This is a genomic window from Roseomonas sp. CCTCC AB2023176, assembly GCF_042259275.1.
Taxonomy (GTDB): domain Bacteria; phylum Pseudomonadota; class Alphaproteobacteria; order Acetobacterales; family Acetobacteraceae; genus Roseomonas.
The window spans coordinates 4932349-4955984 of the sequence record NZ_CP170086.1; the positions used below are offsets into that span (position 1 = coordinate 4932349).

Below are 23636 nucleotides of genomic sequence, written 5' to 3' on the forward strand. Positions count from 1 at the left end.
ACGGAGGACCGCCCATGACCGACGCCCTGCCTCAAGCCGGAACCGTGACCGGCGGCTCTCTTGCGGGGCTGCGGGTGATCGACCTCACCCGCGTCCTCGGCGGGCCCTACTGCACGATGGTCCTCTCCGACCACGGTGCGGAGGTCATCAAGATCGAGCCGCCGCAGGGCGACGAGACCCGGGCCTGGGGCCCGCCCTTCCATGAGGGCGACGCGTCCTACTACCTCGGCGTCAACCGCAACAAGAAAAGCCTCGCCCTCGACCTGTCCAAGCAGGCCGGCCGCGACGTGCTGCTGCGCCTGCTGGAAGACGCGGACGTGCTGGTCGAGAACTACAAGCCCGGTTCCATGGAGAAATGGGGCATCGGCTACGACATGCTGTCGCAGCGCTTCCCGCGCCTCATCCACTGCCGCGTGTCCGGCTTCGGCGGCGAAGGGCCGCTCGGCGGGATGCCGGGCTACGACGCGGTGATCCAGGGCATGGTCGGACTGATGTCCATCAACGGCACGCCGGACACCGGCGCGGTTCGCATGGCGACGCCGCTCGTGGACCTCGGCACGGGGCTCTATTCCGCCGTCGCGATCCTCATGGCGCTGTATGAGCGGGAGCGGTCAGGACAGGGCCAGTACCTCGACATGACGCTGCATGACTGCGGCATGGCGCTGCTGCACCCGCACGCGGCCAACCACTTCCTCAGCGGCAAGCGGCCAGCGGCGACGGGGAACCCGCACCCGAACCTCGCGCCCTATTCGAAGTTCCAGACCCGCACCTGCGAGATCTTCATCGCCTGCGGCAACGACCCGGCCTGGCGGAAACTCTGCGCCTTTCTCGACCTGAAGGAAGCCGCTGCCGATCCACGCTTCGCGACCAATGCGGGGCGGCTGACGAACCGCGCTGCGCTGGAAGCCATCCTGGAGGAGCGACTCGCCTCCGAGGACGGCCACGACGTCACGCAACGCATGCTGAAGGCCGGCCTGCCCGCCGGGCCAGTCCTCGGTATCGACGAGGCGGTGTCGTCCCCCCACGCCGCCGCCCGGAACATGGTCGCGGAGATCGGGTGGTTCCGCGCCCTGAACACGCCGATCAAGATGTCCCGCACCCCCGGCGGCGCGCGCGCCGTCCCGCCACGGTTCAACGAGCACGGCAACGAAGTCCTGACCGCAGCCGGATACACCGAGGACGAGATCGCCGCGCTCCGCGAATCCGGCGTGCTCGTCGAGACGCCGCGGAATTAACCGCAAGACGCGGGAGGCGTCCACCACGCCCTCCGCCGATCGTGCCGTGATGACGCTGCCCACCACGCCCCGGATGAGCCGCGGTTCCTGGGGCCTCCTGCTCCTGCTCTCGGTGATCTGGGGCGGGTCCTTCCTGTTCATGGCGATCGCGGCGCCGCACCTACCGGCGATGACAGTGGTGCTGGCGCGCGTCGCGATCGCGGCACCGCTGCTCTGGGCCGCGGCCGCCCTGACGCGCATGACCGCCGCCCCGACCCGCGCGCGGGTGGCGGCCTGGGCGGTCATGGGGTTCCTGAACAACGCGCTGCCGATCAGCCTCATCGTCTGGGCGCAGCACTTCATCCCCAGCGGCCTCTCGGCGATCGTGCAGGCGGCGACGCCGCTCGCGACCGCCCTGCTGGCACACGTGCTGACGGAGGATGAGCGGATCACGCCGGCGAAGGCCGCGGGCATCCTCATCGGCATCGCCGGCGTCGCGGTCCTGTCCGGCGCCGGCTTCGGTGCGACGCGGGACGAACTCACCGGCATCGGCCTGATGCTGGCGGTCTGCGTCCTCTATGGCCTCGCCAATGTCTGGGGACGGCGGTTCCGCAGGCTGGGCGTTGCGCCCTATGCGGCGGGGGCGGGGCAGACGGGGGCGGCGGCTCTGATGCTGCTGCCTCTCGTGCTGGTCTTCGACCGGCCCTGGACCTTGCCGGTTCCGCCGGCCTCGGTCTGGTTCGCCCTGGCCGCACTCGGGGTGGTCTGCACGGCGCTGGCCTACGCGCTCTACTTCCGCATCCTGTCGCAGGCCGGCGCGACCAACGTCGCCCTCGTCACGCTCCTGGTGCCCGCCAGCGCGGTCGTCCTCGGCGCGGTGGTGCTGGGGGAGGTTTTGCTGCCCCGGCACGGCATCGGCATGCTGCTGATCACGGCGGCGCTGATCCTGATGGATGGTCGCTTGACTGGCCGGATCAGGGCCAGGTGAAGGTCCGGGCCATCGCCTCCTGCTCCGGCGTTTCGGCCGCGTTCGGGTGGTAGTGCCGCCGGACGTGGTCGAGCGCGTCGCCCTCCACCCCCGCGGCGCGGGCAAGGCAGGCCAGGAACAGCCCCGTCCGGCCGTAGCCCGCGCGGCAGCCGACATGGACCGGGCGCGACGGATCCTCCCGCATCTGCCGCAACACCGCCGCGACGGCCTCGTGCATCGCCGCTTCGTCCGGAACGCCGAAGTCGCGGACGGGGAGCGGGACGTCGGCGAGCCAAGCCTTGGCGGCGCTGGGCTCCAGGCACACGCCGAAGGCGCCGTCGGGGATCGCGTCGAAGGGCCCGCCGGTGACCGTCACGCCCAGCAGGGTGAGCTGGCCGCGGAGGCCGCTCACCGGCTGACGCTCACGCCCTTCCAGAACGCGATGCGGTCCTTGATCTGCGCGGCGGCCGGCTTCGGGTCGGGGTAGTACCACGCCGCATTCTCGTTCACCTGCCCGTCCACCACGACGTGGTGATAGCGCGCGGTGCCCTTCCAGGGGCAGATGCTCGTGTGGTCGGAGGGTCGCAGGTTGTCCGTCCGCACGTCGGCCGGCGCGAAGTACACGTTGCCTTCGACGATCACGTCGTCCGCGCCCTCCGCGATGGTCGCCCCGTTCCAGTTCGCCCGTGCCATCCCGTAACTCCTGCTGTGCAGCCCGCGTCCCGAATGAACCTAACCCGCTCCGGGCGGGAAGGCGCGACCAATTCATCCCGCCGGTCGCGTGGCGCAAGACCTCGCCAGGACCGCGGCGTGAGCCGGACCGAATGCGGCTCCTACGCTGAGCGCCCCTCCGCCCGCCCGGCGTCGCGCCCGCCCTCGATCACCACCGGACCGGCCGCACGCTCCGCCTCCGCCGTCAAGCGGAGGTAGGCACGGTAGGACAGCGGGATGATCGCCGCGTAGATCAGGCCCGCGGCCGCTAGCGCCGCCCAGGGCTCGGTCACGAGCAGCGCGACATAGGCCGCCGCCCCCAGCAGCAGCGGCAGGATCGCGTCGCGCGGGATCTTCGGGTTCTTGAAGGACAGGGTGGGGAGCGTGCTGACCAGCAGCCCCGCCACCGCCACGAGCACGGCCGCCGTGAAGATCGGGTGGCGCACGACGCCGGCGACGCCCGTCAGCCCCCAGCCCTCCAAGGCAAGGGCCGCGAAGATCGGGAACAGGGCCAGTCCCGCGCCCGCCGGCGCCGGCACGCCGGTGAAGAAGGCACTGGCATAGGCCGGCTTCGGCGGCGCGTTCGGCCCGGGCTCCAGCGCCGCGTTGAAGCGGGCGAGGCGGAGCGCCATGCAGACCGCGAACATGACGCAGGGGATGAAGCCGTAGCCCCGCGCGTCGTGCAGGCTCCATAGGTAGAGGATCAGCGCCGGCGCGACGCCGAAGCAGACGAAGTCGGACAGGCTGTCGAACTCCGCCCCGAAGCGGGACGTCGCCTTCAGCAGCCGCGCGAGCCGCCCGTCCACGCCGTCGATCGCCGCCGCCACGACGATGAGGGTCGCCGCCGGCTCCCACCGCCCGTCGAAGCCGAAGCGCACGGCCGTCAGCCCGCAGCACAGGCCGATCATCGTCATGAGATTCGGCAGGAGGCGGTTGAAGGACAGCCCCTCGAACCGCTTGCGGCGCGGGACGAAGCGGAACCGTCGGCGCCGCAAGGTCTCGGATGGCGGCTTCAAGGCGCGGCCATCGCAGCGGCCGTCGGCGCGGCGGCGATGGAGGCGCGCGACAATTCCGCCATCACCGTCTCGCCCCCCGTCATGGACTGCCCGACCTCGACCAGCGGCGTCACGCCCTCCGGCAGGTAGAGGTCGGTGCGGCTGCCGAAGCGGATGATGCCGTAGCGGTCGCCGGCCCGGACGCGCTGCCCGACCCGCGCGTCCGACAGGATGCGGCGCGCGATCAGCCCGGCGATCTGCACGACGGCGATGGTCTGCCCGTTCTCCAGGCGCACCGCGACGGCGTTGCGCTCGTTGTCCTCGCTCGCCTTGTCGAACGCGGCGTTGACGAACTTGCCGTGGCGGTAGGCCATGCGCAGCACCGTGCCGTCCGCCGGCATCCGGTTCACGTGGACGTCGAAGACCGAGAGGAAGGTCGCCACACGCCAGCGCGGCGCGGGGCCGAGGCCCAGCTCCTCCGGCGGCACGGCCTGCACGACGGAGACAACGCGGCCATCCGCCGGCGCGAGCAGCACGCCGGGCCGCGCGGGCGGGACCCGTTCCGGGTCGCGGAAGAAGAAAAGGCAGAAGGAGACGAAGAACAGCCCCAGCCAGAACAGCCAGGCGCCGAGGATCAGCCCGCCCAGCAGCCCGACGACGGCGCCGCCGATGATGAAGGGCATCCCCGCGCGGTGTGGCGGGGCGAGGACCATCGTGAGGGAGCGAAGGAAGGAGTCGTCGGGGCGGGCCATGCGCCGCGGGTTATGGTCTGCCCTCCCCCCGCAACAACCCTGCAGTCCCCGGCCGGGGCGGCGCGGCCGCGGTCGGCCTGACCGGGTGGGGCGCTGGGCGAAGCGGCCAGGACGCGTCGCCGAACATCGCCCTGACCTTCCCCGGCTACGGCCCCGGATCCTCCGCCAGCGCCGGTACCGCGAAGACCTGACCGGGATAGATCAGCGAGGGATTCCGGATCTGCCCCTGGTTGGCCCGGTAGATCACGGTGTACCGCGTCCCCCGGCCATAGGCTTCCCGGGCTATGCGCCACAGGTTGTTGCCGGGCTGCACCACCACCCGCCCGTCCCGGACGAAGGAGGCGGGCAAGGCCTCCCTCTGGAACGGCACCTCGATCCGCGATGCCACCGCCGGCCGTGGGCCGGTCGCCATCTGATCCACGCGCAAGGTGTGGCGGCCGACGGCCGGGGCCGGGTCCGGCGTGAGCGTCCAGCGCCCCGCCCCGTCGGCCTGCGCATCGCCGAGATGGCGGTCGTCGGCATAGACCCGGACCTGCGCACCCGGCGGCGCGCTGCCGGCGAAGCGCATCGTGTTGCTGTCGTCGTAGTCCACGACGTCGAGGCCGAGGGCGAAGGCTTGCGGTCCCGTTCCCGGCGCGAGCGGCCGCGCACCGCCCTGGGCCGTCGGGGGAGGAGCAGGACGGCCGGGACCTCCTGCGCCCGCGCCGAGGGCGCGGCGCCGGCATCGGTCGCCTGCGCGGCCGGACGCGCGGCCTCGGGTGCCGCGGCGGGCGCGACGGCGGTGGATGTCGGTGCGCCGGATGCCCCACGCGGGCCAGCCGCCGGGTGCCCGGCACCCGGCTCGGCACTTGCGTCGGGCCGCGGTGCGGGCACGGTCGCCTCGGCCATGATCGGGGGGCCGACGACGAGCACCGTATCCGCCCCCGCCACCTCCTCGCCGCCCGGCAGGCGGGACCGCAGGGAGAACTCGCGCGCCCCGCTGCCCACGGGGTCGGCGGGCAGGATGACCCACTCACCCCGCGCATCGGCCCGCGCCCGGCCGATCTCGCGCACACCGTCGAACAGCACGACCTCCGCACCCGGCGAGGCGCGCCCCGCGATCACGGCGTTGCCCCGCGTCCCGACCCGGACGACGTCGAAGCGCGGAGGCTCGTGACGTTGTGCCTCGGCCGGGCGGGATAACTCGGACGTGCGCGGCGTGGCGGGCACGGCGGCCGGGCGTTCCGCGGCGCGCGGCTCGGCGGCTCGCGCGGGTTCCTGCGAGGCCTCCCGCGGCGCGCGCGCCTCGTCCCGGGCCGGTGACGTGTCGCGAGCAGCGGGGGCGGGGCCACGGCGGACGCGACCTCGGCTGCAGGGCGCGGGGCCGTGTGCGGCGCCGGACCAACGGGCGCCGATCCGCCGCTGCCTCCGGTCCCGCCCGCATACCAGACGGCCGCGGCTGCACCGGCGGCGAGGAGCGCCGCCACCGGCAGGATTCGCGCGGCCGCCTGTGTCATCGGGAAGTAACTACGTCCGGAACGGTCGGGATCACAAGGGCGAGGCCAGGACCCCACGCCGCAGGCTTCCGCACCGCCGGCCGCGACCCCAATCTAGGGTCTTCCCCCACAGCGGAGATCGGCATGGCCGAGGACTCGGGACTCATCCGCGTGCGCGTCTGGGATCCCTGGATCCGCCTGGTCCACTGGGCGGTCGTCCTGTTCATCCCCCTCTCCTGGTGGACGGCGGAGATCGGGCGCTGGGACTGGCACTTCGTCTCGGGCAGCGCCGTCCTCGCGCTGCTCGTCTTTCGGCTGGCCTGGGGCCTCGTCGGCTCGGACACCGCCCGGTTCTCGCGCTTCCTCCGGTCACCGGTCGAGGGCCTGCGGCACCTCGCGCATCTCGGCCGGCGCGAGCCCGACCGGGAGATCGGCCACAACGCGGCGGGCGGATGGATGGTCCTGGTCCTGCTCGCGGTCATGCTCGTTCAGGCCGTGACGGGCTTGTTCTCGGATACGGGCATCCTGGATCGGGGCCCGCTGGCATCCTTCGTGTCGGGCGCGTGGTCGGATCGTCTCACGGCGGTGCACCACGTGACGTTCAACCTGATCCTCGCGCTCGCCGCGCTGCACGTCCTGGCGGTGCTCGCCTACGCCGTGCTGAAGCGACAGGACCTCGTGCGGCCGATGGTCACGGGGGAGAAGCGGCTGCCGGCCGAGGACCTGCCGAAGGCGCCACGGCTCGGCCCGGCCTGGCTCGCCCTCCTCCTGCTCGCGATCGCCGCGGCGGGGTCCACGGCGATCTATCGGCTGGGCTGACGGCCTCGGCCCGGCAGAGGCCCGGTCTATCCCCGACCAGAGCGGCCGCGCCTCGACGTCCTTCGAGCGCGGCCGTCGCGGGAACAGGTCCGCGCGGGCTGGAATCGCCAGAAGCGATGAACCTGCCCTTCCTACGATACCCTGGACCCGACGATGCCGACGCTGTCGTCCCGAGGCGGGTCTAGCGTCCGCGATGGACGCGGTGGCAGGCGCCGCAGGCACCGCCCATGGCCTGCAGGGCCGGACCGACATTGGCGGCATCGCCCGAATCCACCGCGACCTTCAACCGCTGGGCCGCGGCAACGGCGTCGGAGGCCCGCTGCTCGAATCCCGCGCGGTCCGACCACACGGTCGGCAGCGCCTTCGACGGCGGCTGGTCGGACCCGGCCGGGAAGTGCTGCGGGAAGCCCTGGAACCACGTCACCATGTCGTCCACCCGCGGGGAGAGCGGGCGCATGTCGCCGCCGGCACGCACCGCGGCCTGGATCGCCTGCATGTGGTCCTGCATGCGCTTGAGGCCGTCCTGCCGGGTCTGGACCGGGTTGGCTCCGGGCGCCGTCTGGGCGACGGCGACGCCACCGACGGCGAGTGCCGTGGCGGCGATAAGAGCGATACGCGTGATCGAACGCATGCGAGGAATGTTCCGTGGGCTTTGTTGAAGGTGGCATCCTGCCATGCCGCCCGCCGGTGAGACGAGACCTTACTGTCCCTTGCCGCGTCACGGCCCCGGCGCTATAGCCCGGCGCCCCGGCTTCGCACGGGGCGCCGTCCTGACGGAGCGTAGCTCAGCCTGGTAGAGCACTGTGTTCGGGACGCAGGGGCCGGAGGTTCGAATCCTCTCGCTCCGACCAGACGGCATCGGAAACCCCGCCCGGCCCCCAGCCCGGCGGGGTTTTTCGTGACTGCGCTGTTGCTGCCCCTCCCCATTGCTTCGGCGTCATGTCCGCCGCCGCGGCCCAAGCTCGCACGGCGCTTGCATATCCCCGTCTTGCAACCGTCATGTTCGAGGGGGATTACTGTATGGCGCGTCACTTCGGGGCGGCCCTGTTGGGCGCCACCGCCCTTTGCCTCACGCTCGCGGCACCCGGCACGATCTCGAAGGCCGAGGCCTTCGAGATCGAGGGAGCCGGACTGACAGTGCAGGTCACGCCGACGGCGTCGACGGACTACGTCTTCCGCGGCATCTCCCAGACCCGCAACCGCCCGGCGATCCAAGGCACGCTCGACGTCGAGCACTCGTCGGGCTTCTACGTCGGCGCCTTCGTCTCCAACATCGCCTTCGCGGGCACCGACGCGCGGCAGGAGGTGGACGTGCTCGCGGGCTATCGCTTCACCGTCGCAGGCGTGAAGCTCGACCTCGGAGGGGTTTACTACCTGTACCCCGGCTACGACCGGCAGCCCGGGCAGTTCGACCTGAACTGGTTCGAGTTCGCGGCGCGGGCCTCCTACGAGCTCGACCCGGCGAAGTTCTTCGCCTCGGCCTTCTACTCGCCGAACTTCCAGGCGGAATCCCGCAACGCGCTCTACCTCGAGGGCGGCGTGGACCTGAAGCTGCCGGGCGAGTTCACCCTTGGCGGGCGGCTGGGCTACCAGTGGATCGACCGCAACAACCGCTTCGGCACGCCGGACTACCTCAACTGGTCCGTTACCCTCTCGCGCGAGATCGCCTACGGGGTGACGCTGAGCGTGGGCTACTACGACACCAACATTCGCCGCGCCGAATGCGTCGGCGGCCAGAAGATCTGCGACGCACGCGCCATGGTCACGCTCAGCCGCACATTCTGATTACGCCACACTGGGACTCGGGCGGCGGCGCGGCGGGGATCAGCTCCGCCGTGCCGCCCATTTGAGCAGCCAGATCGCCGGCCAGGTCCAGGCGAAGCCGGCCACGAGGAAGTAGAGCGCCACGAACGCCCAGTGCGTGGGGATCACGGCGTCCGCCAGGGCGACGACGACGACGACGTAGATCAGGAACCCGGTCACGCCGACGAGGGCGGCGATGGTGCTGCGCGGCATGAAGCCGGACATGGCCCGGCCCGCGCCGCCCGCCAAGCCTGGACGCGGCCGGGCCCCGCGATCTAGACCCGCCCGGCCCCCTTCCGCGAGCACGCCCCGCCGATGAGCACCGCCGAGACCTTCGACCTCAAGGCCCATATCCGCGGCATCCCGGACTTCCCGAAGCCCGGCATCCTCTTCTACGACATCTCCACCCTGCTGCGGCACGGCCCGGCCTGGAAGGAGGCGATGCGGCGCCTCGGCGACGTCGTCCGCCCACATCGCCCGACGCTGCTGGCGGGGATCGAGAGCCGCGGCTTCCTCATCGCGGCGCCGCTGGCCCTCGAACTCGGCCTCGGCTTCATCATGCTGAGGAAGCGCGGGAAACTGCCCGGCGCGATCATCGGGCTGAACTATGCCCTGGAATACGGCACCGACCGGATCGAGATGCAGGCGGATGCCGTGAAGCCGGGCGACCGCGTCGTCGTGCTGGACGACCTGCTGGCGACCGGCGGGACGCTCGCCGCCGCGATCGGCCTGCTTCGCCAATCCGGCGCCGAGGTGCCGGGTGCCGCGGCATTGATCGAACTCACCTTCCTCAACGGCCGGTCGCGGCTGGGCGACACGGCCTTCGACGCGCTGCTGGCCTACGACGACTGACGCGGGGCCGCCACATTCCCGCCGCAAGCCGGCGCCAGCGTCCGATGCCATGAAAAAGGCCCGCGACAACGGAGCGGCGCTGGCCCCGCGCGCCATCGGGCGGCGGGCGGTCCTCCTCGCGGCGTCCACCCTCCCCGTCGCGGCCCGGGCGCAGGAGTTGACGACCTTCCTCGTCCCGGGGCCGGAGGACGGCGCCTCCGCGCGCTGGGCCGCGCGGGTGGGGGAAGCCCTTGCCCGCGGGATGGCGCGCGGCGCGCGGCCTGCCCTCTCCGTGCTCGGTGGCCCGGACGGCGTGACGGCCGCGAACCGCTTCGCGACGATCACCGACGTGGACGGCAGCGTCCTCCTCGTCCTGTCGGGGGCCACCGCGCAGGCACGGCTCGCCGGGGGCAGCCGGGTCCGGTACGAGCCCTCGGGCTGGATTCCCCTCCTCGCGACGTGGCAGGCGGCCGTGCTCGCCGGCCGCGGCCCGCCGCCCGGCCGTGACGCACCGCCGGTCCGCGTGGCCGTGCCCGCGCCGGAAGCACCGGAGACGGCAACCCTTGCCGCGCTCGAAGCTCTCGGCGTGCCCTGCCGCCCCGTGATCGGGCGCCCCGAAGCCGCCTTCGCGGCAGGGGAGGCCGATGCGCTGCTGATCGCGGCACCCGATCCCGCGGCGGCCGCGGCCGCCCTGGGCGCCACGCCCTGGTTCGTCCTGCCGCCCCTCTCGCCGAACGGGGAAGCGGCGCCCTTCGGCGGGACGACGCCGGGCCACCACGCCGCGCGCGCCGCCGTGGCCGCCCTCCAGGTGCGGAACCTCCTCGTCCTGCCTGCCCTCTGCCCCGCCGACTCGGTCGCGGCCTGGCGCCGCGCCGCGCAGCGCTGGGCGGAGGATGGACGCACCGACCTGACGGGAAGGACGGCCGCTGGCCGGGCCCGAGGCGGCCGCGGCGCTCGCGCTGCTCACGCCGCCGCCCGACGCGGTGCTGGCCTATCGCGGTTGGCTGGAGGCGCGGCTGGGCTACCGGCCCACCTGATCCTCCGGGGATGGACCCGCCTCCCCCACCAGGCCGAGCCGCACCGCCCCGCGCCAGATAGGCCCGACGAGCAGGTTGCACAGCAGCACGCGGACGAGGTGAAAGCCGAGGACGAGAGGCACCGCGAGGTCGAGCGCCTTCGCGGTGACCGTCATCTCCGGCATGCCGCCCGGCGCCATGCCCAATTCGACGGCAGCGACCGGTAGGCCGGAGAGCCAGGCGACGGGCAGGGCCAGCGCCGCGAGCACGGCGGAGAGTACGAGCGTCGTCACGACCGACACCGCCGCGAGCCGCCGCGACGAGAGCAGGAATCGCCGCGACAGCCGCAGCCCAAGCGTCCCGCCCATCGCGACCTGTGCCGCGTTGACCATCCAGGCCGGCACGCCGGAGGGCAGCCAGCCCAGGCCCGAGAGCGGGATCGCGAGGAGACACGGCCCGAGCATCCAGGGATTGGCGACCCCGAGCCGTGCGGCGCCGATCGCGACCGCCGTCCCGGCCGCCAGCAAGAGCGGCAGTCCCAGCGGGTCGACTGGCGGCCGCGGCGCGGAGAAGGCCGCATCGAGCGCGTGCGGCGCGATGACGGAGATCAGCGGCGGGAAGAGCAGGACGACGAGGCACATGCGGAGCGTCTGCGACAGCGTCACCGTCGGCACGTGGCCGCCCGCGCGCTGCGCGAGGACGACCATGAGGATGATTCCTCCCGGGACCGTGCAGAAGAACGCGGTCCGCGCGTCCACGCGGGCGAGCGAGGCGAACAGCCGTGCGGCGGCGAGGCCGGCGAGGATCGTGATCAGCCCTGCGATGACCATCACGGGCAACGTTCCGGCGACGGCCGCGATCACCGGCCCGGAAAAGGTCTGGCCCAGCCCCAGGCCGAGGGCAATGAGCGCCGCCTCGCGCACGCCGGCCGGCCGCGGTGCCTCCCGCACCCAGGACAGGGCGGCGGTGGCGACCATGGCGCCGATCATCCAGGGCAGCGGGACGTGCAGAAGTGCGGCGAGGCAGCCGCCCGCCACCGCGGCGAGGGATGCGGGCAGGTGCGGCCGCAGGCGGTCGGGGAGCGCCATCGCGGCCGGCGTATCGCCCCCGGTCCCGCCGGGTCAAATGCCGCGCGGTCTCAGGCGAACAGCGCCAGCAAGGGGCTGGACGCGGTACCGGACGATTGTCGCGCGACCGACATGACGTAGCGGTCCGCCAGGGCCGCGGCCTTCTTCGGGTCCGCGAGGGTCTTCAGGTCGAGCCGCGTCGTGACCGCGCGCGCCTGCGCCTCGACCGATTGCACCGCGAGGAGTCCGGCAACCCGAGCGCCCCGGTGACGACGCGGCGCAGCGAGGCGTTGCCGAGCACCTCGTAGACCGAGGGCGCCGTGCCCGCCGCCGCGCGTTCGCGCAGGTAGAGCGCGTCGGCCACGCCCGGCGTTGCCTCGTCCTGCGCGGTGCGCCAACGGTAGGAGAGGTAGCCGCTTTCCAGGCGTGCCTGGACGGCCGGGTCGCGCAGCGCGTCCAGCCCGCGCGCGGATAGGTTCAGGCTGCGCGCCGCATCCTTCCAGCGCGAGTCGGAGAGGCGGTTGGCGACGGATTCCGGATCTTTCAGGTCGCTCGTCAGCGCGCGCGCGGCAAGTCCCGGCTTGTCCACCGCGTCAGGCAGGCCGAGGGCGGGCAGCAGGACCTTCGCGACGCGGGGATCACGGATCGCGGTCGGGACGTCCTTCGCGCGGGAGATGGCATCGCGGAAGCGCGACAGGTCCGCCTTCACGGTGGGGTCCTTCGCCAACTGCGCGACGCCCTTCTCCTCCGCGCCGGGCGCGGCGGCGCGGCGCAGGGCGGCGAGGGCCTCGGCCGCACTGGCCCCGGTGGAGGCGGCCGTGCCCCCGCCCAGGATGGCCAGCGCCGCCGAGATGGTCACGACAGGCCGGCCGCGATGCTCTCGTTGACGGAGATGAGGAACTCCATGTCCGGCGTGTCCGACGCCATTTCCCTCAGGACGGTGTTGCCCACGGAGAGGATGGAGGCGCGCAGCGGCTTCGGCAGCGCATTCGTCGGGTCGGCGACGAGGCCGCCCACTGCGAGCCAGAGGCGGCGGTTGTCCGCCAGCGCCCGGGCGCGATCCGCGGCACCACCAGGCGTCGCGTCGTCCAGCGCCCTGCGGAGCGCGCCGGTGACGCGGCGGAAGACGTCGGCCTCGCTCTCGCGCAACGGCACCGCCGCGCGGGTCGCGCCGTAGGCGCCGACGGCACGTGCCCCCGGCCTGAGGTTCGGCGTCATGCGTCGTGCTCCTCGTGAACGTAGAGCCGCGCCTCATCGTCATCTGGCCCGCGGCCGCCGGCGCGGGGCGGTGGCGCCAGGCCCAGCACCGCCTCCTCGTGGCGCATGATGCGGCGGGCGAGTTTGAGTGCGGTGTATCCGTCGTCGGATTCCGCGGCATGCAGCGCGCGGTCGAGCATCGCACGGACCATGACGGAGGTCGTGGCCTCCGCGAAGGCCGCGATCAGGCGGCGGGCATCCTCCAGCCCCGCCTCGCGCTCCTCCTCCGTGCCGATGTAGGCGGTCTGTAGGGCGAAGTAGATCCGCCGCGCCGGCGTGTCCGCCGCGTCCGGGGGGAGGATCTGTTTGCCGAAGAGGAACCGCGCCTTCGCCGTCAACTCGATCCGCGTCCGGTTGCGGAATCGGATGGGTGCGCCGTTGACGACCATCAGGTCGCCCTGACGCATCTCCAGAACCAGGGTGGACATCGTGTTTCGCGCCCTTCGCTGAATCGTCCGTAGGGGGTTGGGCGGCGGCGCGGCAGGGGCCGCGCCGCCGGACGCGTCAGCGGAAGAGGCTGAGCAGTGTCTGAGGCGCCTGGTTCGCGATGCCCAGCGCTTGCGTTCCGAGCTGCTGCCGGATCTGCAGCGACTGGAGCCGCGCGCTCTCCTTCGCCAGGTCAGCGTCCACGAGCGCACCGACGCCGCTGTCGAGGCTGTCGATCTTCTCCTTGTTGTAGGCGATCTGGTTGTCGAGGTAGCGGCTGTCGCTGCCGAAGGTGTTCAGCGCCGTGTTGATCGCGGCCTGCTTCGTCGCGAAGTCACCGGAGGCACCGAGTGCCGTCACCGCGCCCGCCGCATCCGTCGGCGCTGCGGCGACGACCAGGTTCGTCGCGCCGTCCACGGCTGTCAGGGTGTAGGTCGTCCCCGTCTCGTTGCGCGTCGTCGCGATGTCGCCGCCACCGGACGCCGTCGCCGTCGTCAGCAGGGAACGTCCGTTGTAGGTCGCGTCGGAGATGTAGTTCTGGACCTGCGTCCGCAGCGACGTGTACTGCGCCTGGTACTGGGTCCGCTGGTCCGCGCTGAGCGTGCCGTCGGCGAGCTTCACCAGCACGCCGCGGACATCCTCCATTGCCTTGGACACCTTCGTCAGGCCGGCGAGGGTCGTGTCCAGGATGCCCTTCACGCCGCCCATCTGCTCGTTCGCGGAGGTCAGACCCGCGATGTCCGCGCGCACGGTCTGCGCGACCGCGAAGGCCGCGCCGTCGTCCTTGGCGTCGGCGACGCGGTAGCCCGTCGAGATGCGCTTCTGCGTGGTCGCCAGCGCGTCGTTCGTGCGGTTCAGCGACTGCAGCGCGACCATCGCGCCGTTGTTCGTGTTGATCGAGTTCAGGGCCATGCTCGTGCCCTCCTGTCCTGGACGCAGCCCCGGGGGCCGTTTCCGTCCGTTGCGGTCCGCGTTTTGCGGTGTGCGGGCATCCTGCGCCCGCGCCCCTTAATGGGCGCTGAAGGCCGCACGCCTCAGCGCAGGAATCCGGCGAGCGAAAGGCCTGACAACATCGAGAGCGCCTTCCAGGACGCCTCCAGCCGGGTCTTCGTGTCCTGCAGCGCCGTCAGCGTCGTGACCATGTCCACCTGCTCGATGTCGCCGAGCTGGTCCTGCAGCGTCGCGGCGAGGTCGGCGTGCCGGGAGCGCATGGCTTCCAGCCGGTTCTCGGCCATGCCGAGCGCGCCTTCCTCCGACGCCAGTCCCCCGGCCGCGGCGCGGAGCCCGGCCCGTACGCCCTGCATCAACGAATCGAGGTCTGGCCCAACATCCGCCTGCGACGGGTCGAGGCTGGCGAGCGTCATCAACCCGCGCAGCAGGTCGCGGGACCAAGAACCCGTCGTCTCTCCGGTGGACGCGGCCGCCGCGTTGCGGTTGGCGAAGAGGCCGGTCGGGATCTCCATCCCGTCATCCGCGACCGTCGTGCGCCGCGGCTCCGTCAGGCCGCGCGCGGGGTCGGAGAGGTAGGCGGAGAAGGGCGTCGTCCCCGCCGCGTCGCTCTGGGACGCCGCCTTCGTCGTGGCGAGGACCGACGCCGCGTTGCCGCCGCCCAGGCCCGCGACCGCCGCCCCGATCGCCGCGGCCAGGCCGCTGCCCATCAGGTCTTCCGTCACGGGCGGATTCGCGGAATCCGCGCCGCCGAAGACGTATTCCCCGGCGTGCCGGGTGTTCAGCAGCCCCGCCACCTCCTTCAGGGCGGACCGCGCATCGGCGGCCACGACCCCGATCCGGGCGGGATCGGCCGTCGTGACCTTCTGCGCCTCCGCGAAGAAGTTCTCGGCGATCGTAGACAGGCGACGCATGGCGTCCTGGCCGGCGCCGGTCCGCGCCAGGGCGCGGTCCAGCGCAGCGGACTGCGCTTCCCGCCGTGCGACCTCGCCGCGAAGGCTGATGGCGCGGCTGGCACCCGTCCCGATGTCGCCGTAGAGGTCGCCGCGCCGCCCGTCCGCCGCCTGGGCCGAGAGCGTCGCCAGCCGCGCCTTCAGCCCGGACGAGTCGGCGATCAACCGGGTGAGCGCGCCCGGCGCGACTCCCGCGACGCCGCTCACCGCACGGCCCCGAGCAGCGCGTCGTACATCGCCTGCACCGTCGACAGGATGCGCGCATTGGCCGCGTAGGCGTTCTGCAGGCTCACCATCCCCGCCATCTCCTGGTCCATGTCCACGCCGGAATGCTTCGCGACCCGCTCCTCCAGCGTGGTTCGCAGCGCCTTGGCGGCCTCGCCCCCTTCCTCCGCCGCGGCGCGCATCCCGGTCTGCCGCGCGACGAGCGACGCGGCGAAGGCGGCCAACCCGCCGCCGCTTCCGATGGGGGAAGACAGGTTGCCGGCGGGCCCCAGCCCGGTCGTCGCGAAGGGCGGCTGCGTGCTGCCCGGCGCGCCCTGTGCGCCGAGCGCATGGTTGAGCGCGCGGTCCAGCGCCGTCGTAAAGGCCGCCGGACCGCCGGATGGGTTGGGTGCGAAGGCCGTCGGACCGCCCGGGGTGGCCGAGACGGCATGGGTGCCGTCGCGCACCAACCGCGGGTCCGCCCGCACCGCCGGGTTGACCCGGATGGCGGTGGCGAAGTCGATCCAGCCGCCCCCCGCATAGGGCGTCGTCGGATCCGGCACCGTTCCCGCAGAGCCGGTGAAGAGCCGCAGGCCCTGCGCGTCGAAGCGCGACGCCAGGTTGGCCGCTGCCACGTCGAGCTCCGCCTGCATCAGCGGCAGCGTCCGGTCACGCATCTCGACGAGGGCGCCCAGCCGGCCGTTGCCCAGCGCGCCGGTCACGTCGGTCGTCCCGATCATCACGCCCGGCAGGGTCCCGGCGCCGCCGTGATAGGCCGACGGACCGGCCGTCGCCGACGCGATGGAAAACACGTCCCCCTTCGTGTCCAGCGTCAGCGCGATGCCGCCGCGGCCGAGCAGGCCGACGCTTCCATCGGCCTGCGGGATGACGCGCAGCTCCATCAGGTCCGACAGGCCAGCCACGGCAAGGTCCCTCTGGTCCTCCAGCGCGGCGGTGGACTGTCCGGAAGCCTTCAGCGGGCGGATGCGCTCGTTCAGTTCGGCCACGCGGCGCAGCCCCGCATTGAGGGCTGCGACACCCTCGACCAGACCGTCCTGCGCGGATTGCCGCGCGCCGCCGATCGCGGCGGAGACGGTATTGAGACGCTGGGCGACTTCATCCGCCGCGTCCACCACGGCCGACTGGCGCAGGCCATCTGCCGGCTCCTCCCGCGCGGAGAGGAGGGTGTCGCGCAAGGCGTTGGCCAGGTCGCCGACGGATTCACCGGCTTCGGGCCGCCCATGCGCCAGTTCGACGTCGCGCAGCAGGGCCGCCCGCGCCTCCGCCGCCGCCCCGGTCGCGCGCGCGGCGTTCAGCGCCGCCGTCATCGCAGCATCCACGTCCCGCCTCGCCTCGAGCGAGCGGACGCCGAAGGCCAGCCCCCCGCCGTCGGAGGCCGCACCGTCCACGACCTTGCGCGTGTATCCGGTGGTGCCGGCATTGGCGACGTTGCCGGCCGCCGTGCCGATCTGGCGCTGGACGTGGGACAGCCCGCTCCGAGCGATGGAGAGGGCGAGGTCAAGGCTCACGGCATGCGGTCCCTACGCCCTCACCGCCGCATGTTCAGCGTGTCCTGGAGCAGCTCGTCCGTCGCGGTCACGATCTTCGTGTTCGCGGTATAGGCGCGCTGCGCGAGGATGAGCTTCGAGAACTCGGACGCGATGTCCACGTTCGACCCCTCCAGCGTGTTCGTGACGAGCTTGCCGATGCCGAGCGTCGCGGGGTCTCCGATGAGCGCGCCGCCGCTCTCCTGCGTGCGCTGGAACGCCTGTCCGTCCACGCGCTGCAGCCGGTCCGGATCGCGGAAGGAGGCGATGGGGACGCGCCCGACCGTCCGGATCTGCCCGTTGTCGTAGTTGATGGAGATGTCGCCGTTCTCCGCCAGCGCGACGCCGGAGAAGGCGCCGGGTGGCACGCCGTTCTGCGACAGCCCGCTGACGGAGATCTGCTGGCCCTTGAACTGCGTGATGCCGTCGGACGCCCCGAAGGTCCCGATTTCCAGCGTCATGGGCTGCGTCCCCTGACCGAAATCCGCGTCGAAGGTGATCCGCGCCGGCGTGTTCGGCACGGACGCGCTGCCGGCCAGGCTCCCCGTCGCGTTGGCGAAGGAGCCGAGCGTTCCGTCCGCGACCGGCGGGGTCGCGGCATCGCCGAAGAACATCTCCACGCTGCCGCGCGCCGCCGCGTTCACGTCGTCGGCAGCGCTGACCGAGAGACGCCACCGGTTCGGGCCAAGATTCGTCCAGGTCAGGTCCAGCGTATGCGTCCGGCCCAGCGCGTCGAAGACCTGCGCCTGCGCGACGGAGGGGGTGAGCGTATTGTCCGCCGGCAGGTTCGCCGACATCTCGATCCGGCTGGTGGCCACGGGATTGTACACCGTCTGGTCCACCCGCATGGGCGAGAGCTGCGTGCGGTCCGGGTTCCCCGTCGGGTCCATCCGCCACGCCTGGAGGAAGTAGCCCTGGCCGTTCACGAGGTAGCCGTTCCGGTCCATCCGGAAGTCGCCGGCGCGCGTGTAGAGCGGGTTCTCGTCGAAGACCGGCAGTCCGTCCTGCGTCCCGCGCTGCTGCGCGACGGAGAAGAAGCCCTGCCCGGCGATCGCGATGGCGAGCGGATTGTCGGTCTGCTGCAGCGTGCCCTGGACGGAGTTCTGGTAGTCCGGCCGTGCCATCACGGAGCCCGGCAGGTTCAGCCGCTGCGTGGAGCGGGTGACGTACTGCACGAAGTTCGTGTCGGTGCGCTTGAAGCCGATGGTCTGCGAATTCGCGACGTTGTCCGCGACGTTGCCGAGCGCGCGCGACTGCGCCGTCAGCCCGCTGATCGCGGTGGTCATGGAGGTGTAGAGCGACATCGCCTCGTCCCCGTGTGGCGCCGGGTGATCGGCAACGCGCGTGCCACCGCGGGACGGCGGTTGCCGCGGCGTCCCGTGCCGGCGCGCGGCAAGGATTGCCGGTCGTCGGGGCGGTTCCTGCCGTGATGGGCCGCGTCAGGCTGGCAGGACGTTTGCGGCGGGGCGCCGGGCGGGCGTGCCGCCGGGGGTCGCAGGTGGACGGGACGATCGGTGTGGTAACGTCGCCGCCGACGCAGCCGGGCGCTCCGGGGCGCGTCGCCGCGGAGGGCGGCTTCGTGGCCGTCCTCGACCGGCTGCGCACGCCTGTGGCGGATGCCCCGTCGATGCAATGGATCGCGGACGCGCCGCTGACGACGGCCGCGGCCCCCCCGCAGGACCCGGCGCCCGGGCCGCCGGCGCCCCTTGCGCCCCGGGCGTGGCCCCGCGGTACGGAGCCGGCGGCCGGCATGCCAACCCCGGCGGCAGAGGGTAGCCTCCCGCATGCCTGGGCCTTCGCGCCCGTGCCGGCGGAAGATCCCGGGGCGGGCGTCGTCGCGGGAGCGGCAACGCCGCCAACCGGGAAAGCACAGCCTGCAGCCGAGGCAGCCGAGGATCGGGAGGAGCCGGTCGCCACGCCCTACCCCGACGCCATGCCGGAGGCTGCGGCGCGAGGGCCCACCGACCTTGCGGCGGCTGCCGCGACGGTCCCGCCGCAGACCGGCGTCGCCGCTGCGCCGGCCGGAGGGACGGGTTCCCCGTCGCGCCCCACGGAAGCGGCGCCCGCCGGCCAGTTCGCCGCCGTGCCGGCGCAGGCTGCCTTGGCGGCCAACCCGGCGCGAGACGCCAAGCCGCAGCGGCACGACGCACCGCCGTCGGGGACCGTGCGCCCCGTCCGGCCCGGCGAGGTGCCGGCAACCGACGCCAGCGCGCCGCCGCCCGCTGCCTCACCCCCGACGTCGCACGAGGCGACGGGAGCGATTTCCGAGTCCTCGCTCGCTTCCCTCAGGTCGGGCGGCGAGCTGATCGGAGGCGTGCCGCCGCCCCCCGTCGCCCCCGGCCTGCCGGACGCTGGCGGCGCGGCCACTGCGCAACCCGGGACGAGCGAGGGCGAAGGGCGTCGTCCCGTCGCCCGCACCGCCAGTCCCGGGCTGCGCGAGATCCGCCATACGGCGCCCGCCCCGCCTGCCGGTGCGGCCGAGACCATGGGCGCCGGGCCCGTCGCGGCCGCCGGGTCATCCGACCAGGCAGACCTCACCCCGACCACCAGCCCTCCTTCGACCGGCGCAGGGCCGGAGACCCGCCCGGCGGAAGCCGGGGCCGCCACGCCGTCCGTCCCGAACCGTCGCGGCCCGACCGGGCCTGGCCGGGACGCGGTGGGAGATGGTTTCGGTCCCGTCGCGCCCGCCGTGCCGGCCCAGGCCGGACCTCCCCTGGCCGAGGCTCCTGCCCCGGTTCCCCGCGCCGCGCCGCGCCACGCGCCGGTCGCGCAGGTGACGCCCGTGGCGGTCGCCCTCGCCCTCGACCCCTCGGCGGGGGGCCGCATCGCGCTTCGGCTCGACCCCGGGGAGCTCGGGCGCGTGGAGATCGTCGTCGAACGCTCCCGGGAGGCGGCGACCGTCCACGTCGCGGCGGAGCGGCCGGAAACCCTCGCGCTGCTGGCGCGGGACGGGGCGCAGCTGGACCGTGCGTTGCGGGACGCCGGGATCGGCGGGATGGCGGGCGCAGCCTGTCCTTCTCGCTGCTCTCGGGCGACGGCGGATCGGGCGGCCCGCCCGGCGATTCCCGCGGCGGCGGCCGGACTTGGCGCGAGCCGCCCACGCTCCGCGCCGAGGCACCGCGGGCCCGCGCCCTCACGACCCTTCTCGACATCGCGATCTGACGGAGACTCTCCCTTGGCCACGACCACCGCGACCAGTTCGACCGGCACCGCCGCGGCGGCCGCGAGCGCCGCGACCGGCGCGCGCTCGCGCCTCGGCGACACGATGGACAACTTCCTGACGCTGCTGACGACGCAACTGAAGAATCAGTCGCCGACCGATCCGCTCGACACGAACCAGATGACGGCGCAGCTCGTGCAGTTCGCTTCCGTCGAGCAGCAGATCGCGATGAACCGAAACATGGAGCAGCTCGTCTCGTTGCAGCAAACCTCGGCGCTGACGCAGGCCGCGCCCCTGATCGGGCGGCAGGTGGAAGTCGAGGGCGACCGGCTGCCGCTGCAGGACGGCACGGCCACGCTGCGCCTGCCGGCCGCCGGCACCGCCCGCTCGGCGCGCGTCGCCATCGTGGACGAGGGCGGCCGCACGATCCGCGAGGCGCAGGTCACCCTCGGTTCGGGCGCGACGACCTGGCAGTGGGACGGCAAGGATTCGCGGGGCGTGCGGCAGGCCGACGGCGCCTACCGCGTCGCCGTCACCGGCAGCGATTCGTCGGGCGGGCCGGCGACGGTGAACTTCACCGTCCTCGGCACGGCGACGGGGGCGGAGCGGGCGGACAACGCGGTGCGCCTGCGCCTCGGCGCCGCAGCTTACGGATTCGACAAGGTGCGGTCGGTCTCGCCGGGGACGTGACCCTCGTCGGATGGCGGGGGCGGTAACGCTCCGTTAACCGCACCCGGCAATCCTTGCCGGGCCGGCAGGACGCCGGCCGCGGGGATGACGGTATGCGCGGCGCGACACGCGGGGGATGGACGGTTCGGCAGGCGGCGACCCGCCGGCGCCGGATGGGGATGGTCCCGCGATGAACGGGGGTGCGGTGCTCGCGCAACTCCGTGCGCTCGGCCCTCTGCGGCTCGGCGCGATGGGCGCCGTGGGCGCCGGCGTGCTCGGCCTGCTGCTCTGGTTCGCCCTGCGCGCGGGCCAGCCGCCGATGGCCCTGCTGTATTCGGAAATGGACCCGCGCGACGCCGGTGCCGTCGTCACCTCGCTGGAGCGTCAGCGCGTCCCCTACCGCCTCGGCGGCGGCGGAACGACGGTGATGGTGCCGGAGGAACAGGTCGCCCGCCTCCGCCTCGCCCTGGCGCGCGAGGGGCTGCCGGCCGGCGGCGCGGTGGGATGGGAGATCTTCGACCGCGGCGAGAGCCTGACCACCACCCCCTTCCAGCAGGACGTCAACCGCGTGCGCGCGATGGAAGGGGAATTGGCGCGGACCATCCGCGGCCTCTCCGGCGTCCGCAGCGCGCGGGTGCACCTCGTCCTGCCGCGGCGCGAGGCCTTCTCCCGCCAGACCGCCGAGGCCCAGGCGTCGGTCGTGCTGACGATGCAGGGTTCGCAGCGGTTGGATCGCGAGGGGGTGCAGGCCGTCCTGCACCTCGTCGCGACGGCGGTGCCGGGGCTCAAGCCCTCCGCGATCTCCATCGTGGACAGCCGGGGGAACTGCTGGCGCGTGGTGGGCAGGCGCTGACCGGTCCGGCAGCCGCCGCGACGGCGGAGGAACTGCGCCGGACCGAGGCGTTGCGCATCGCGCGCGCGGTGGAGGAAATGCTCGAGCGTACCCTCGGCCCGGGCCGCGTCCGCGCCGAAGCGACGGTCGAGATGGACTTCGACCGCGTCCAGACCACGGAAGAGCGCTTCGACCCGGAGAACCAGGTTCCCCGCTCCGTCCAGACGAGCCAGGAGCAGTCGCGCAGCGCCGAGCCGCAGAACGTCTCCGTCGCGAACCAATTGCCCGGCGCCGAACCGAGCGGGGGCGGTGCGGGCAACCAGGAGAGCAAGTCCGAGGAAACGACGAACTACGAGATCGGCCGTACCGTCCGCAACGTCACGCGGGAGCATCCGGTGCTGCGCCGCCTCTCCCTCGCCGTGCTCGTGGATGGGGTGTGGGAGGGCACGCCCCCGGCATTCCGGGAACGCAGCGCGGAGGAGTTGGCGCGCTTCGCGACTCTCGTCCGCAGCGCCATCGGCGCGGATGAGCGACGCGGCGACCGCGTGGAGGTCGTCTCCATGCGCTTCAACAACCCCGATACGGCAACCCCGCCGGCCGACGGCCTGGCGGCCTGGGGGATCGGCCCCGCCGCGGCCATCCGCCTGGCCGAGAGCGGCGTCTTCGCCTTGGTGGCCCTCATCGCCCTGCTCCTCGTCATCCGGCCGTTGACGCGGCGGCTTACCGTGGTGCCGCAGGCGGCGGCCGTCGCCGCCGCTGCGGGCGGCGCGGCCCTCGCTGGTGCAGGGGACGCATCGGCCGCGCTCGGCGGCCCCGCGCCGCTGGCCGCCTTGCCCGGCGTGACGGCGGGGGATGAGCTGGTCAGCGCCCACCACGTGCAGGGGCAGATCCGCGCCTCCTCCATCGCCCGCGTTGCCGAGCTGATGCAGGCGCATCCCGACCAGGGCCTCGCCGTGATCCGCGGCTGGTTGTCCCCGGGGGAACCATCCTGATGCGTCCATCCGATCTCACCGGCCCGCAGAAGGCGGCCGTGATCGTGCTGACCCTCGGCGAGGCGTTGGCGCAGCCGCTGCTGTCGCAGCTCTACGAGGACGAGGTGCGGGAGCTGTCGCTCGCCATCACCACGCTCGGCCGGGTTCCCGCGGAGACGGTGGAAGCGCTCTGCGCGGAGTTCGCGGAAGCCTTCGGTGCGACCGGCAACCTCGTCGGCTCCTTCGAGACGGCGGAGCGGCTACTCGCCCTCGGCCTGCCGAAGGAACGGGTCGCGCAGATCATGGAGGAGATCCGCGGCCCGGCCGGACGGACGATGTGGGACAAGCTCGGCAACGTCTCGGAGGCCGTGCTCGCGAACTACCTCAAGAACGAATACCCGCAGACGGTCGCCGTGGTGCTGGCGAAGATCCGGCCCGACCACGCTGCGCGCGTGCTGTCGCTGCTGCCGGAAGGGTTCGCGACCGAGGTCATCATGCGGATGCTCCGCATGGAGAACGTGCAGAAGGAGGCGCTGGAGGGGATCGAGCGCACCCTGCGGCAGGAGTTCATGAACAACCTCGCGCGTTCCTCGCGCCGCGACAGCCACGAGATGATGGCGGAGATCTTCAACAACCTCGACCGCGCCGCCGAGTCCCGGATGATGACCGCGCTGGAGGAGCGAAACGTCGAGAGCGCGGAGCGTATCCGCGCCCTGATGTTCACCTTCGACGACCTCCAGCGCCTGGACGGTCCGGGCATCCAGGTCCTGCTGCGCAATGCGGAGAAGGACAAGCTCGCGCTCGCGCTCAAGGGCGCTGCCGAGCCGCTGCGCGAGCTCTTCTTCCGCAACCTGTCGGAACGCGCGGCGAAGATGCTGAAGGACGACATCGCCGCCCTCGGCGCCGTGCGGCTGCGCGACGTGGACGATGCGCAGGCCGGCCTCGTCGTGCTCGCCAAGAACCTTGCGGCGTCCGGGGAAATCGACCTGAGCGAGGGCAACGAGGCGATGGTGGCCTGA

24 protein-coding genes and 1 tRNA gene are annotated in these 23636 nt (G+C 73.0%); 10 read left to right on the forward strand and 15 right to left on the reverse strand.

What is annotated here, in order from left to right; genetic code table 11:
• The first annotated feature begins 14 nt into the window (after positions 1 to 14).
• The gene (locus tag ACE7GA_RS24735; protein ID WP_376093006.1) at positions 15 to 1235 is read left to right on the forward strand and encodes a CaiB/BaiF CoA transferase family protein; all 1221 of its coding nucleotides are present in this window, start codon (positions 15 to 17) and stop codon (positions 1233 to 1235) included.
• Between the two features lie 49 nt (positions 1236 to 1284).
• Positions 1285 to 2202, forward strand: coding sequence for a DMT family transporter (locus tag ACE7GA_RS24740; protein ID WP_376093009.1), 918 nt, complete (start codon positions 1285 to 1287; stop codon positions 2200 to 2202).
• Here the strand turns inward: ACE7GA_RS24740 and ACE7GA_RS24745 are convergent.
• From ACE7GA_RS24745 to ACE7GA_RS24765, 5 genes are all read right to left on the reverse strand, one after another.
• On the reverse strand, positions 2189 to 2593 hold the full coding sequence (locus ACE7GA_RS24745) for a tyrosine-protein phosphatase (protein ID WP_376093012.1): 405 nt from the start codon (positions 2591 to 2593) through the stop codon (positions 2189 to 2191). The two genes, ACE7GA_RS24740 and ACE7GA_RS24745, sit on opposite strands and share 14 nt — an antisense overlap.
• Entirely contained in the window at positions 2590 to 2874 is a 285-nt protein-coding gene (locus tag ACE7GA_RS24750; RefSeq protein ID WP_376093015.1) for a DUF427 domain-containing protein, read from the reverse strand. Before ACE7GA_RS24750 ends, ACE7GA_RS24745 begins: the two co-directional genes overlap by 4 nt.
• Positions 2875 to 3014: 140 nt before the next feature.
• Positions 3015 to 3908, reverse strand: a complete 894-nt coding sequence (locus ACE7GA_RS24755) for a CDP-alcohol phosphatidyltransferase family protein (RefSeq protein ID WP_376093017.1) — start codon at positions 3906 to 3908, stop codon at positions 3015 to 3017.
• Positions 3905 to 4639, reverse strand: a complete 735-nt coding sequence (locus ACE7GA_RS24760) for a phosphatidylserine decarboxylase (RefSeq protein ID WP_376093020.1) — start codon at positions 4637 to 4639, stop codon at positions 3905 to 3907. Before ACE7GA_RS24760 ends, ACE7GA_RS24755 begins: the two co-directional genes overlap by 4 nt.
• Before the next feature lie 145 nt (positions 4640 to 4784).
• A complete protein-coding gene (locus ACE7GA_RS24765; RefSeq protein WP_376093022.1) occupies positions 4785 to 5231 on the reverse strand; it encodes a LysM peptidoglycan-binding domain-containing protein in 447 nt (148 codons plus the stop codon).
• Between the two features lie 1027 nt (positions 5232 to 6258).
• On the opposite strand from ACE7GA_RS24765, the gene ACE7GA_RS24770 reads away from it, so the two are divergent.
• Positions 6259 to 6933 (forward strand): cytochrome b/b6 domain-containing protein, encoded by a 675-nt coding sequence (locus tag ACE7GA_RS24770; RefSeq protein WP_376093024.1) that lies wholly within the window; start codon positions 6259 to 6261, stop codon positions 6931 to 6933.
• A gap of 181 nt (positions 6934 to 7114) precedes the next feature.
• Here ACE7GA_RS24770 and ACE7GA_RS24775 read toward each other — a convergent pair whose 3' ends face one another.
• A complete protein-coding gene (locus tag ACE7GA_RS24775) occupies positions 7115 to 7564 on the reverse strand; it encodes a c-type cytochrome (RefSeq protein WP_376093027.1) in 450 nt (149 codons plus the stop codon).
• Positions 7565 to 7707: 143 nt separating this feature from the next.
• Between ACE7GA_RS24775 and ACE7GA_RS24780 the strand changes: the two genes are divergently transcribed.
• Positions 7708 to 7784 (forward strand) — tRNA-Pro (locus ACE7GA_RS24780).
• 169 nt (positions 7785 to 7953) lie between these two features.
• Complete coding sequence (locus ACE7GA_RS24785; RefSeq protein WP_376093030.1) at positions 7954 to 8718, forward strand: TorF family putative porin; 765 nt, start codon at positions 7954 to 7956, stop codon at positions 8716 to 8718.
• Positions 8719 to 8757: 39 nt separating this feature from the next.
• Here ACE7GA_RS24785 and ACE7GA_RS24790 read toward each other — a convergent pair whose 3' ends face one another.
• Positions 8758 to 8949: a DUF2842 domain-containing protein gene (locus tag ACE7GA_RS24790; protein ID WP_376093033.1), complete on the reverse strand. Its 192-nt coding sequence runs from the start codon at positions 8947 to 8949 to the stop codon at positions 8758 to 8760.
• Positions 8950 to 9051: 102 nt separating this feature from the next.
• Between ACE7GA_RS24790 and ACE7GA_RS24795 the strand changes: the two genes are divergently transcribed.
• Positions 9052 to 9588: an adenine phosphoribosyltransferase gene (locus tag ACE7GA_RS24795; protein WP_376093036.1), complete on the forward strand. Its 537-nt coding sequence runs from the start codon at positions 9052 to 9054 to the stop codon at positions 9586 to 9588.
• Positions 9589 to 10588: 1000 nt separating this feature from the next.
• On the opposite strand, the gene ACE7GA_RS24800 is transcribed toward ACE7GA_RS24795, so the two are convergent.
• From ACE7GA_RS24800 to flgE, 8 genes are all read right to left on the reverse strand, one after another.
• Entirely contained in the window at positions 10589 to 11671 is a 1083-nt protein-coding gene (locus ACE7GA_RS24800; RefSeq protein ID WP_376093039.1) for an AbrB family transcriptional regulator, read from the reverse strand.
• A gap of 163 nt (positions 11672 to 11834) precedes the next feature.
• Positions 11835 to 12509, reverse strand: a complete 675-nt coding sequence (locus ACE7GA_RS24805) for a DUF1217 domain-containing protein (protein ID WP_376093042.1) — start codon at positions 12507 to 12509, stop codon at positions 11835 to 11837.
• Positions 12506 to 12868 carry a flagellar biosynthesis regulator FlaF gene (locus ACE7GA_RS24810; RefSeq protein WP_376093045.1) on the reverse strand — a complete coding sequence of 121 codons (363 nt, stop codon included), beginning with the start codon at positions 12866 to 12868 and terminating at the stop codon, positions 12506 to 12508. The genes ACE7GA_RS24805 and ACE7GA_RS24810 overlap by 4 nt, the downstream gene beginning before the upstream one ends.
• Positions 12865 to 13335: a flagellar biosynthesis repressor FlbT gene (locus ACE7GA_RS24815; protein WP_376093048.1), complete on the reverse strand. Its 471-nt coding sequence runs from the start codon at positions 13333 to 13335 to the stop codon at positions 12865 to 12867. The genes ACE7GA_RS24810 and ACE7GA_RS24815 overlap by 4 nt, the downstream gene beginning before the upstream one ends.
• A gap of 76 nt (positions 13336 to 13411) precedes the next feature.
• A complete protein-coding gene (locus tag ACE7GA_RS24820) occupies positions 13412 to 14245 on the reverse strand; it encodes a flagellin (protein ID WP_376093051.1) in 834 nt (277 codons plus the stop codon).
• Between the two features lie 122 nt (positions 14246 to 14367).
• Entirely contained in the window at positions 14368 to 15441 is a 1074-nt protein-coding gene (locus ACE7GA_RS24825) for a flagellin (protein WP_376093054.1), read from the reverse strand.
• On the reverse strand, positions 15438 to 16967 hold the full coding sequence (locus ACE7GA_RS24830; RefSeq protein WP_376093057.1) for a flagellar hook-associated protein FlgK: 1530 nt from the start codon (positions 16965 to 16967) through the stop codon (positions 15438 to 15440). Before ACE7GA_RS24830 ends, ACE7GA_RS24825 begins: the two co-directional genes overlap by 4 nt.
• A 20-nt stretch (positions 16968 to 16987) precedes the next feature.
• On the reverse strand, positions 16988 to 18289 hold the full coding sequence (gene flgE / locus ACE7GA_RS24835; protein ID WP_376093060.1) for a flagellar hook protein FlgE: 1302 nt from the start codon (positions 18287 to 18289) through the stop codon (positions 16988 to 16990).
• Positions 18290 to 18735: 446 nt separating this feature from the next.
• On the opposite strand from flgE, the gene ACE7GA_RS24840 reads away from it, so the two are divergent.
• From ACE7GA_RS24840 to fliG, 4 genes are all read left to right on the forward strand, one after another.
• A complete protein-coding gene (locus ACE7GA_RS24840) occupies positions 18736 to 20835 on the forward strand; it encodes a flagellar hook capping FlgD N-terminal domain-containing protein (protein ID WP_376093063.1) in 2100 nt (699 codons plus the stop codon).
• 169 nt (positions 20836 to 21004) lie between these two features.
• Complete coding sequence (fliF, locus tag ACE7GA_RS24845; protein WP_376093066.1) at positions 21005 to 21667, forward strand: flagellar basal-body MS-ring/collar protein FliF; 663 nt, start codon at positions 21005 to 21007, stop codon at positions 21665 to 21667.
• Positions 21668 to 21744: 77 nt separating this feature from the next.
• Entirely contained in the window at positions 21745 to 22638 is an 894-nt protein-coding gene (locus ACE7GA_RS24850) for a flagellar M-ring protein FliF C-terminal domain-containing protein (protein WP_376093069.1), read from the forward strand.
• Positions 22638 to 23636 carry a flagellar motor switch protein FliG gene (gene fliG, locus ACE7GA_RS24855; RefSeq protein WP_376093072.1) on the forward strand — a complete coding sequence of 333 codons (999 nt, stop codon included), beginning with the start codon at positions 22638 to 22640 and terminating at the stop codon, positions 23634 to 23636. The genes ACE7GA_RS24850 and fliG overlap by 1 nt, the downstream gene beginning before the upstream one ends.

Excerpts from the sequence above, each read along its gene's own strand:
- ACE7GA_RS24810 (WP_376093045.1), bottom strand. The coding sequence starts at position 12,868 with ATGACGCCGAACCTCAGGCCGGGGGCACGTGCCGTCGGCGCCTACGGC.
- ACE7GA_RS24840 (WP_376093063.1), top strand. The coding sequence starts at position 18,736 with ATGCCAACCCCGGCGGCAGAGGGTAGCCTCCCGCATGCCTGGGCCTTC.
- ACE7GA_RS24820 (WP_376093051.1), bottom strand. The coding sequence starts at position 14,245 with ATGGCCCTGAACTCGATCAACACGAACAACGGCGCGATGGTCGCGCTG.
- ACE7GA_RS24740 (WP_376093009.1), top strand. The coding sequence starts at position 1,285 with ATGACGCTGCCCACCACGCCCCGGATGAGCCGCGGTTCCTGGGGCCTC.
- ACE7GA_RS24735 (WP_376093006.1), top strand. The coding sequence starts at position 15 with ATGACCGACGCCCTGCCTCAAGCCGGAACCGTGACCGGCGGCTCTCTT.
- ACE7GA_RS24795 (WP_376093036.1), top strand. The coding sequence starts at position 9,052 with ATGAGCACCGCCGAGACCTTCGACCTCAAGGCCCATATCCGCGGCATC.
- fliF (WP_376093066.1), top strand. The coding sequence starts at position 21,005 with ATGAACGGGGGTGCGGTGCTCGCGCAACTCCGTGCGCTCGGCCCTCTG.
- ACE7GA_RS24760 (WP_376093020.1), bottom strand. The coding sequence starts at position 4,639 with ATGGCCCGCCCCGACGACTCCTTCCTTCGCTCCCTCACGATGGTCCTC.
- ACE7GA_RS24785 (WP_376093030.1), top strand. The coding sequence starts at position 7,954 with ATGGCGCGTCACTTCGGGGCGGCCCTGTTGGGCGCCACCGCCCTTTGC.
- fliG (WP_376093072.1), top strand. The coding sequence starts at position 22,638 with ATGCGTCCATCCGATCTCACCGGCCCGCAGAAGGCGGCCGTGATCGTG.
- ACE7GA_RS24790 (WP_376093033.1), bottom strand. The coding sequence starts at position 8,949 with ATGCCGCGCAGCACCATCGCCGCCCTCGTCGGCGTGACCGGGTTCCTG.
- ACE7GA_RS24815 (WP_376093048.1), bottom strand. The coding sequence starts at position 13,335 with ATGTCCACCCTGGTTCTGGAGATGCGTCAGGGCGACCTGATGGTCGTC.
- ACE7GA_RS24800 (WP_376093039.1), bottom strand. The coding sequence starts at position 11,671 with ATGGCGCTCCCCGACCGCCTGCGGCCGCACCTGCCCGCATCCCTCGCC.
- ACE7GA_RS24770 (WP_376093024.1), top strand. The coding sequence starts at position 6,259 with ATGGCCGAGGACTCGGGACTCATCCGCGTGCGCGTCTGGGATCCCTGG.
- ACE7GA_RS24775 (WP_376093027.1), bottom strand. The coding sequence starts at position 7,564 with ATGCGTTCGATCACGCGTATCGCTCTTATCGCCGCCACGGCACTCGCC.
- ACE7GA_RS24850 (WP_376093069.1), top strand. The coding sequence starts at position 21,745 with ATGCTCGAGCGTACCCTCGGCCCGGGCCGCGTCCGCGCCGAAGCGACG.
- ACE7GA_RS24750 (WP_376093015.1), bottom strand. The coding sequence starts at position 2,874 with ATGGCACGGGCGAACTGGAACGGGGCGACCATCGCGGAGGGCGCGGAC.
- flgE (WP_376093060.1), bottom strand. The coding sequence starts at position 18,289 with ATGTCGCTCTACACCTCCATGACCACCGCGATCAGCGGGCTGACGGCG.